Raw genomic sequence first — 281 nt, forward strand, 5'->3', positions numbered from 1 at the left:
TTGATCTGGTCGCCCGAGTAACCGCGCGCGTGATCACAGAAGGGTCCGAGGATGATCTGGTGGTGTCGGTCTTCGACCATGGCGGCAGCGCCGGTGGTTATGAAAACACCTGGGCGACTGGAAAGCTGTATTTCCAAAGCATGTCGATCAAGAACATCCGCATCCACAACCGGCCCGCATACAACTCCGAGGTGCATTCCTCACGCGATATGGGTGTGGATGAGTTGAACAACAGCTACGTGGATTACGAGCTGACCGACACGATCTTTGTCGTCGGTGCC

1 protein-coding gene is annotated in these 281 nt (G+C 55.9%); it reads left to right on the forward strand.

The annotated features are described in order from the left end of the window. Positions 1-281: hypothetical protein (locus RMT89_RS42450; protein WP_315889100.1), on the forward strand; the 281-nt coding region annotated here is incomplete at both ends.

The sequence above is a fragment of the Streptomyces sp. P17 genome, from assembly GCF_032436805.1.
In the GTDB taxonomy this organism is placed as follows: domain Bacteria; phylum Actinomycetota; class Actinomycetes; order Streptomycetales; family Streptomycetaceae; genus Streptomyces.